This is a genomic window from Phenylobacterium sp. (genome assembly GCF_036821595.1).
In the GTDB taxonomy this organism is placed as follows: Bacteria; Pseudomonadota; Alphaproteobacteria; order Caulobacterales; family Caulobacteraceae; genus Phenylobacterium.
On sequence record NZ_DAISJG010000089.1, the window covers coordinates 1 to 7,329 of the forward strand.

Consider the following 7,329-nt stretch of genomic DNA (forward strand, 5'->3'; position numbering starts at 1 on the left):
GTGTTGAGCTCGGGGATGTCGCCTGCCTGCTCGACGCAGCGGCCCTCGAAACCGGAGTGCTCGCACAGCCGCCAGCGGCCCTCGAGCCGGACGGAACGGGCCTTGTCGTTGAAGTTGTAGCTGGAGAGGTTCGACACCTCACCGACGATGGTCACGCTGCGGCCGGTGAAGTTCGGTCCGTCGTACAGCGTCGCCGTGGGTCCGCGGGCGCCGCCGCGCGGCTGCGCCTCCGCCGCCCCGGCCAGGGCCAGGGCCGCCAGGCCCGCGCAGATCAGGGTCGTCTTGGTCATGTCCAGCTCCTCAGGTCTCGGCCGCCTTCATGGCCAAGCTTGGCTGAACCGGCCATGAAGACGACGGGGAGCGGGCGTTCAGGCAGCCGCCCCCCGTCCCGCCTCACTGCGGCTGGGTGGTGGTCTCGGTCGTGCCGGTGGAGTTGGCCGAGGTGTCGGTGGCGCCGCTCGTGGCCGTGCCCGCCGCGGGCGTGGACGAGCCGGTCGCCGCCGTCGAGCCGCCCTGGGCGCCGCCGCCCACCGAGCCGCCCGCCGCCATCTGCTGCTGCACCACCTGGGCCAGCTCCTGCGGCGCGCTGGTCGCCTTGCACTGGGCCTGGCCGCCGGTGGAGACCGACAGCACGTTGACGCTGACGCCGCAGACGTTGGCGGCCAGCTGGATCGGCAGCTGGATGTTGATCGGCACATTGGCCCGGTCGATCTGCAGCCGCACCGACAGGTCGTTCAGCACGTCCTGAAGGTTCACGTTCACGAGGCTGGGGATGCCGCTGGTGGACGGCTGGGGAGCGGTCGCGCCGGTGTTGGCGCTCGTGCCGGTCTGGGCCGTGCCGGTGGAGCCGCCGGTGGAGGTTCCGCCGCTCGCGGGCGCAGCCGCCGTGGTGGCGCCGGTGCCGGCGGCGGCGCTGGGCCCGGTGTTCCCGTCCGTGGCGCAGGCGGCGACGAACGGCAGGGCGAGGCCGGCGATCGCGAGTGACTTGATGGTGTGGTTCATGGGGTTTCCATCCCTCTTGGGGTTTTGCCGCCACGCTCAACGCGGACTCCCCCGCCGGGTTCTTTCCCGCCCGGATCGTCTCCGATCCGGAAACAATCTTCTGCGTCGGCGCCGGTTTATGCCGCGTCCGGCACGCCTATCTTAGCCGTCGAACGCGGGCGCCCGGCGGCGCCCCCCAAGGAGACCCAAGATGATCGAGCGCAGACCGTTCGACCGCCTCGGCGGCGCCGACCACGGCTGGCTGAAGGCCCGCCACCACTTCTCGTTCGCCGGCTACCATGACCCGCAGAAGATGGGCTGGGGCCCGATCCGCGTCTGGAACGACGACGAGATCGCCCCGCGCTCCGGCTTCCCGCCGCACCCGCACGCCGACATGGAGATCGTCACCTATGTGCGCGACGGGGCGATCACCCACCAGGACAGCCTGGGCAACCAGGGCCGCACCGAGGCTGGCGACGTCCAGGTGATGAGCGCCGGCAGCGGCATCCGCCACGCCGAGTACAACATGGAGCCCGAGACCACCCGGATCTTCCAGATCTGGATCGAGCCCAAGAGCCGCGGCGGCCCGCCCGCCTGGGGCGCCCGGCCGTTCCCGAAGGGCGATCGCGCCGGCCGGTTCGTCACCCTCGCCTCGGGCCTGCCCGGCGACGCGGACGCCCTGCCGATCCGCACCGACGCCCGCGTCGCCGGAGCCACCATCCGCGCTGGCGAGACGGCGGAGTACGCCCTGGGCGCCGGCCGCCACGCCTATCTGGTGCCGGCCGCCGGCGCGGTGGAGGTCAACGGCGTCCGCCTCGACGCCCGCGACGGCGCCGCGATCCGGGACGAGGACGTCCTGCGCGTCACCGCGCTCGAGGACGCCGAGGTGGTGCTGGTCGACGCGGGCTAAATCACCCTCTCCCCCAGGGAGAGGGAAGGGCGGGGGCGGCGCAGGATGTCCGGCGTCGCTCCGGCGGGACCCGGTCGCGCGGGTCCCGCGCCCTGCCCGCTTCAAGTCGGCGCCGGCCTCACCGCAACCCTCTCCCTGCCGGAGAGGACGGTGTTCAGTGGCAGGTGGGCGGATCGACGACCGTCTCGTCCCACTCGCCCGGCGTCTCCTGGATCAGCACGTGGCGCGGCTCGGCGTCCACGCTGGCGAAGGCGCCGGCCGCCTCCAGGGCCTCGGCCCGGGTGGCGTAGCTGCCCAGCTCGCCCTCTTCGTCGTCCATGAGCAGCCATCGGCCGCCGTGGGCCACCACCATGAGATCGAACATGTCACCGTCCCGTCCAGATGACGCGGTTATCCCACCGTCTCGCGGGCCTTGCGTCGTGTCAGCCCGTCGCAGGCGGTGCGGCCGGGCGCCGCAGCCATGGTCGGGAACGGGCTCTCAGCCCTCGCGGAAATAGGGCTCGACCTCGCCCTGCAGCTTCAGGGTCAGGGGCTTGCCGCGGCGGTCGGTGGCCTTCCCCGCCACGACCCGGATCCAGCCCTCGGAGACGCAGTACTCGTCCACGTTGGTCTTGTCCTCGCCCTTAAACCGGACGCCCACGTTCCGCGCGAGGACCTCGGCGTCGTAGTAGGGGCTGTCGGGATCGGTGGACAGGCGGTCGGGAGGGGTGTCGCTCATGGCCGCCCCCTCGCACGCGGCGGGCCGGCGATCAAGCGTAAGCCGCGCGGGGGAGATCGCGGCCGCTCTCGAAAACGTCAATGAAAGCAGGTGGACCTCGCCGGCCCTGTCGGGTAGGCGACCCTGAGGATAGAGGGTGCATGGCGACGGTTCTGCTTGTCGAGGACGAGGCGGATGTCCGCGAGCTGATCGCGGAGGCCTTTGTCGACCGGGGTCTCGAGGTCCGCTCGGCGGAGACGGACACGCGCGCCTACCAGCTCCTGGAACAGCAGGGGCGGTCCATCGACGTGCTGGTCGCCGACATCAACCTCGGCGCCGGCACCACCGGCTTCGACGTCGCCCGGCGGGCCCGCCAGCTGAAGCCCGGCCTGAAGGTGGTCTACATCACCGGCCACGCGGCCCACCTCGACCGCTTCGGCGTCGAGGGCGCGCTGATGTTCCCCAAGCCGTTCAATCCCCGCGAACTGGCCGACCAGGTGGCCGGCCTGCTCAACGGCGGCGGCGTCACGGAGTAGGTCCCGTCGTCCGGGGCGGCTTGTGGGCCACCATCTCGATGCGGAACTCGGCGGCGATGTTGTTGCGGGTCTTCAGCAGCTCCTGCGCCTCGTCGACGGTGAGCGCGCCGCTCTTCAGCCGGCTGCGGTAGGGCTCCTCCAGCATCACGTCGCGGCGGACGAGCTCGAAATCCACGTCGAGGTAGAGGGCCAGCGGGGTGTTGGCCACGCCGCCCTGGCGCCAGCGCTCGTTCTGCGGCCGGTCGAACAGCTCCAGCATCTGCGGCGTGATGGGCCGCACGTGGGTCGGGTCGTTGATGAAGTTGTCGTGCCGGGGGTGCGGGACGTGGATCCGCACCAGCCCGCCGGGGGCCGCGATCCTGTAGATCTCGCGCATGATCGCCAGGAACACCTTGGGGTCGCCGCCCATGTGCTCCAGCGCGTGGTTGAAGACGATCTCCTCGGCGCAGCCGTCGGGCCACGGCCAGGGCGTGACCTCCAGGTCCACCACCTCGTCCGGCTCGCTCGCCGCGGCCGCGTCGACATTGACGTAGCCCGGCTGCTTGTTCTGGCCGCAGCCCATGTTGAACTTCATGGGGAGAGTGTTAGCAGCGCGGCGCGCCCACGAAAAAGCCCCTCCCGTTGGGGTGGGAGGGGCTTCGGCGCGAGCGGGCCCGGCCAGGTCCGGGGGGGAGAGGTCCCGCTCTCGCGGGCTCAGCGCGCGGCGTAGATGGAGCCGCGGATCTGGGCCTGCTGCACGGCAGGGAGCTTTTCGTGCAGTTCGGTGATCACCGCCTGGCGGCAGGTCGCCGCCCGGCCGAGCTGGTTCGGCGGCTGGCGGGTGTTCTTGCAGAAGGCGTGGGCCGCCTTCTCCGCGCGCTGCTCGAAGGCGGCCAGGCCGCGGGCGCTGTTCAGGTCGATGTCGCTCACCTGCACCGTGACCGGGCTGGCGGCGGCCGTGGTGGCGATGGCGGCCAGCGGCAGGGCGGCGAGGGCCAGGGTGGCGACGCCGGCGATACGGGACGCGAAGTTCGTCATGTTCAATCCCTCGGTTGGGCGTCGGCGTCCATTCGCCGGCGATGAGAGATGAATACTTGGCCGCTTCCTGAAGGTCCCGTGAATACGAGGTAATGACCTCGATTTAACAATATTACGCCGCGTTCATGGATGGCATTACACGGCGTTCATGTGTAACGCGCGTCACACCACGCCGGCGATCAGTCCCAGGGACAGGGCCTCGTCGGCCGAGACGTACCAGTTCGCCTGGGCCCGCTCGAGCAGGTCGTCCAGGGCCACGGGGCTGCCGGCGATCAGGGCCTCGAAGCCCTCGCGCTCCAGGGCCAGGCCCACGTCGATCTCGTTCAGCAGCCCCTCCACCCGCTTGCGGGCCTGGGCCAGGGGTCCGTTCAGGTCGACGCTCTGGGCGAGGCTGCGGCAGTGGATCAGCAGGCAGGTGCCGCGCGACAGCCAGCGGTCCTCGCGCGGGAAGCCGGCCATCACCGTCACCCCGGCCGAGTAGACCACGGCCTTGCCGAAGAACAGCGGCCGCCGCCCGGTGCGCTCGCGGAACAGCCGGATGTCGGTGGCGATGCGCCGGCCCACGTCGGCGTCCCCGCCGGTGGTGGTGAGCTCCACGACGATCGGATCGGGCCCCGCCTCGGCCTCCGCGAACGCCGCCTTGAAGGCCCGCAGCATCTCGTCGCCCACCGCGCCGTCCAGCCGGACCTGCGGGCGCGCCAGCGCCTCGGGCGCGGAGGCGAGGGATGAGATCTGGTTCATGCCTTCGAGAACGCCGGAGGCGTCCCGAAGGCGCCACGGTCAGGCGGCTTCCACGAACCCGGGCCAGTTGCCCATGTAGTCCACGAAGGCCGGCGACAGGCCCTCGGCCTCCAGGTGCCCGCGCGAGACGGGGCGTGCGATCGGCTCGAAGCCGGGGTCGCGGCGCACCCGCTCGGGGAAGTCGTGGTGCAGGATCGCCGCCCGGCCGATCACCGCATAGTCGTAGCCCCCGGCCAGCAGTTCGGCGGCCTGCGCCCCGTTCATGATCTTGCCGGCCGCCCCCAGCCGCACGGCCCCGCGCTCCAGCTCGGCGAAGTAGGCCGCGAGCTTGCGGCCCTTGAACGCCTCCTCCACCGGCTCCTTGGCCACGTCCCACAGGGACATGTCGAGGAAGTCGATGCGGCCTTGCCGCAGCACCTCCTGCGTCACCTCGACGATCTCGGCCAGCTTCAGGCCGAACCGCTCGGGCGACAGCCGCAGGCCGAGCTGGAAGTCCGGCCGCGTGCAGCCCCGGATCGCGTCGATGATCTCGAACAGCAGGCGCGCGCGGTTCTCCACCGAACCGCCGTAGGAATCCGTACGCCGGTTCAGCTCCGGCGACAGGAACTGGGCGATGACATAGCCGTGCGCCCCGTGGATCTCGACGCCGTCGAAGCCGGCCTTCTCCGCCCGCACGGCGGCCGCGGCGAAGGACTCCACCAGCCCCTGCACCTCCTCGGCCGTGAACGCCCGCGCGCCGGTCTCCGCATCGTCCGAGGGGCACAGTGGCTCGCCCACCAGCTCCTTCGGGCTGCGGTTGCCGGCGTGGTGCAGCTGCACCGACGAGACGCTGCCGTTCGCCCGGATCTCGGCGGCCAGGCGCGCGAGCCCCGGGATGTGGTCGTCGGCGAAGATCCCGAGCTGGCCCGGGAAGCCCTGGCCCTGGGCCGCCACGTGCGCGGCGCAGGTCATGGTCAGGCCGAAGCCGCCCTGCGCCCGCATGGTCAGCCACCTGAACTCGTCGTCCGAAAGGAGGCCGTTCGGGTGGCTCTGCTGGTTGGTCAGCGGGGCCAGCATGAAGCGGTTCTTCCACTCCGGCCCGTGCTGGAAGGTGATCGGCTGGAACAGGGCTTCGACGGACGACGGCATGTGGCGGGGCTCTCCTTCGGCGGCGCCAGATGAGGTAGAGCGCCGCCCGTCCCTCCGCAACGGCGCCGCCACGTGAGGCGCCGATCCGGACGTCGCCGATATCTGCACGCGGCGCCTTCGTGACCAGCCGGGAAGCCGGCGCCATCCCCCCGCCTGGCGCGAACAGCCGCGCCTCGCCAGGCCCGTGGACGAGGCCCGCCTGGCCGGCATCCTGGCCGGCGCGCCTGACGCGGGCGTCTAGCGCCGGGCGCGCGGCGCGTGGTAGCTCCGGGCGGTGACGGAGCCCGCCCTCAAGTCCCTGCAGACCCGCCACGGCCCCATGCTGGCCTTCCGCGGCGACCGGTTCATCACCGCCTGCCTGGAAGCCTACGGCGAGTTCAGCTACGCCGAATGGCTGTTGCTCGAGCAGATGGCGAAGCCTGGCCTCCCGGTGGTGGAGGCCGGGGCCAACATCGGCCTGCACACCGTGCCCCTCGCCCGCCGCTGCGCGCCCGCCACCCTCTACGCCTTCGAGCCGCAGCAGCGGGTGTTCCAGGCGCTCTGCGCGAACCTGGCGCTCAACGACCTCGGCAATGTGGTCGCCCTGCCCGACGCCTGCGGCGCCGAGCCCGGCTGGGCGAGCATGCCGCCGGTGGACTACCTCCGCGAACCCAACGTCGGCGGCGCGGCCTGGCCCCCGCCGGCGCCGAGGGGCAGCGCGTGCGGGTGACGCCCATCGACGAGCTCTGCCTCGACCACTGCGGCCTGATGAAGATCGACGTGGAGGGTTTCGAGGCCCAGGTCCTGCAGGGCGCGCGCGAGACGATCGCCCGCTGTCGGCCGCGCATCTACGTCGAGAACGATCGCCGCGAGCACCAGCGGGAGCTCATCGCCCTGCTGGATGGGCTGGGCTACCGGCTGTACTGGCACCTGCCGCCAATGGTCGATGAGGCCGTCGAGCCGAACATCTTCGGCCGCCGCCTGGTGTCGGTGAACATGATCTGCCTGCCGAGGGAGAGCCGGACCGTGATCGACGCGCCGGCGATCGACCCGCAGGAGTGGTCGCGCCCGCCGGCCCCCTAGCGTCCCCAGGCCCCCACGCCGCAGCCACCGCGCCACCAGCTCGTATGCGCCGCCGCTTGACAGTTCCATATTTCTGGAAATATAGATTGGTCATCGACAACGGAGACCGGCCATGAAGCGCCTCCACCTGCACGTGAGCGTGCCCGACCTTGCCCAGTCCATCGCCTTCTACGAGACCCTGTTCGGCGCGAAGCCGACGGTCGTGAAGGACGACTACGCCAAGTGGCTGCTGGACGACCCGCGCGTGAACTTCGCCA

General features: G+C 71.5%; 13 protein-coding genes. 5 read left to right on the plus strand and 8 right to left on the minus strand.

What is annotated here, in order from left to right:
- Both V7Z97_RS18395 and V7Z97_RS18400 read right to left on the minus strand, forming a co-directional pair.
- The coding region (locus tag V7Z97_RS18395) for a beta/gamma crystallin-related protein (RefSeq protein WP_334164896.1) at nt 1-290 on the minus strand (290 nt) is incomplete at its 3' end.
- A 103-nt stretch (nt 291-393) separates the two neighbouring features.
- Complete coding sequence (locus V7Z97_RS18400) at nt 394-1,002, minus strand: hypothetical protein (protein ID WP_334164897.1); 609 nt, start codon at nt 1,000-1,002, stop codon at nt 394-396.
- Between the two features lie 190 nt (nt 1,003-1,192).
- On the opposite strand from V7Z97_RS18400, the gene V7Z97_RS18405 reads away from it, so the two are divergent.
- The gene (locus V7Z97_RS18405) at nt 1,193-1,891 is read left to right on the plus strand and encodes a pirin family protein (protein WP_334164898.1); all 699 of its coding nucleotides are present in this window, start codon (nt 1,193-1,195) and stop codon (nt 1,889-1,891) included.
- A 154-nt stretch (nt 1,892-2,045) separates the two neighbouring features.
- Here the strand turns inward: V7Z97_RS18405 and V7Z97_RS18410 are convergent, their stop codons facing one another.
- Nucleotides 2,046-2,255 carry a hypothetical protein gene (locus V7Z97_RS18410; protein ID WP_334164899.1) on the minus strand — a complete coding sequence of 70 codons (210 nt, stop codon included), beginning with the start codon at nt 2,253-2,255 and terminating at the stop codon, nt 2,046-2,048.
- Nucleotides 2,256-2,369: 114 nt separating this feature from the next.
- The gene (locus V7Z97_RS18415; protein WP_334164900.1) at nt 2,370-2,609 is read right to left on the minus strand and encodes a DUF3297 family protein; all 240 of its coding nucleotides are present in this window, start codon (nt 2,607-2,609) and stop codon (nt 2,370-2,372) included.
- A 140-nt stretch (nt 2,610-2,749) separates the two neighbouring features.
- Between V7Z97_RS18415 and V7Z97_RS18420 the strand changes: the two genes are divergently transcribed.
- Nucleotides 2,750-3,124, plus strand: a complete 375-nt coding sequence (locus tag V7Z97_RS18420) for a response regulator (protein ID WP_334164901.1) — start codon at nt 2,750-2,752, stop codon at nt 3,122-3,124.
- On the opposite strand, the gene V7Z97_RS18425 is transcribed toward V7Z97_RS18420, so the two are convergent.
- The 4 genes from V7Z97_RS18425 to V7Z97_RS18440 all read right to left on the minus strand — a co-directional run bounded on the left by V7Z97_RS18425 (nt 3,114) and on the right by V7Z97_RS18440 (nt 6,010).
- Complete coding sequence (locus tag V7Z97_RS18425; RefSeq protein ID WP_334164902.1) at nt 3,114-3,698, minus strand: class I SAM-dependent methyltransferase; 585 nt, start codon at nt 3,696-3,698, stop codon at nt 3,114-3,116. The genes V7Z97_RS18420 and V7Z97_RS18425 overlap by 11 nt on opposite strands.
- A 119-nt stretch (nt 3,699-3,817) precedes the next feature.
- A complete protein-coding gene (locus V7Z97_RS18430; protein WP_334164903.1) occupies nt 3,818-4,141 on the minus strand; it encodes a UrcA family protein in 324 nt (107 codons plus the stop codon).
- A gap of 162 nt (nt 4,142-4,303) precedes the next feature.
- The gene (locus V7Z97_RS18435; protein ID WP_334164904.1) at nt 4,304-4,882 is read right to left on the minus strand and encodes a peptidase S14; all 579 of its coding nucleotides are present in this window, start codon (nt 4,880-4,882) and stop codon (nt 4,304-4,306) included.
- Nucleotides 4,883-4,921: 39 nt separating this feature from the next.
- Nucleotides 4,922-6,010: an NADH:flavin oxidoreductase gene (locus tag V7Z97_RS18440; RefSeq protein ID WP_334164905.1), complete on the minus strand. Its 1,089-nt coding sequence runs from the start codon at nt 6,008-6,010 to the stop codon at nt 4,922-4,924.
- A gap of 274 nt (nt 6,011-6,284) precedes the next feature.
- Between V7Z97_RS18440 and V7Z97_RS18445 the strand changes: the two genes are divergently transcribed.
- The 3 genes from V7Z97_RS18445 to V7Z97_RS18455 all read left to right on the plus strand — a co-directional run.
- On the plus strand, nt 6,285-6,719 hold the full coding sequence (locus V7Z97_RS18445; RefSeq protein WP_334164906.1) for an FkbM family methyltransferase: 435 nt from the start codon (nt 6,285-6,287) through the stop codon (nt 6,717-6,719).
- Entirely contained in the window at nt 6,710-7,072 is a 363-nt protein-coding gene (locus V7Z97_RS18450; protein WP_334164907.1) for an FkbM family methyltransferase, read from the plus strand. Before V7Z97_RS18445 ends, V7Z97_RS18450 begins: the two co-directional genes overlap by 10 nt.
- Nucleotides 7,073-7,184: 112 nt before the next feature.
- On the plus strand, nt 7,185-7,329 hold a 145-nt coding region (locus V7Z97_RS18455; protein ID WP_334164908.1), incomplete at its 3' end, for a VOC family protein.

What these genes read in the sequence shown, in the direction of transcription:
- V7Z97_RS18430 (WP_334164903.1), bottom strand. Translation starts at nt 4,141, where the DNA reads ATGACGAACTTCGCGTCCCGTATCGCCGGCGTCGCCACCCTGGCCCTC.
- V7Z97_RS18425 (WP_334164902.1), bottom strand. Translation starts at nt 3,698, where the DNA reads ATGAAGTTCAACATGGGCTGCGGCCAGAACAAGCAGCCGGGCTACGTC.
- V7Z97_RS18405 (WP_334164898.1), top strand. Translation starts at nt 1,193, where the DNA reads ATGATCGAGCGCAGACCGTTCGACCGCCTCGGCGGCGCCGACCACGGC.
- V7Z97_RS18435 (WP_334164904.1), bottom strand. Translation starts at nt 4,882, where the DNA reads ATGAACCAGATCTCATCCCTCGCCTCCGCGCCCGAGGCGCTGGCGCGC.
- V7Z97_RS18410 (WP_334164899.1), bottom strand. Translation starts at nt 2,255, where the DNA reads ATGTTCGATCTCATGGTGGTGGCCCACGGCGGCCGATGGCTGCTCATG.
- V7Z97_RS18420 (WP_334164901.1), top strand. Translation starts at nt 2,750, where the DNA reads ATGGCGACGGTTCTGCTTGTCGAGGACGAGGCGGATGTCCGCGAGCTG.
- V7Z97_RS18440 (WP_334164905.1), bottom strand. Translation starts at nt 6,010, where the DNA reads ATGCCGTCGTCCGTCGAAGCCCTGTTCCAGCCGATCACCTTCCAGCAC.
- V7Z97_RS18400 (WP_334164897.1), bottom strand. Translation starts at nt 1,002, where the DNA reads ATGAACCACACCATCAAGTCACTCGCGATCGCCGGCCTCGCCCTGCCG.
- V7Z97_RS18415 (WP_334164900.1), bottom strand. Translation starts at nt 2,609, where the DNA reads ATGAGCGACACCCCTCCCGACCGCCTGTCCACCGATCCCGACAGCCCC.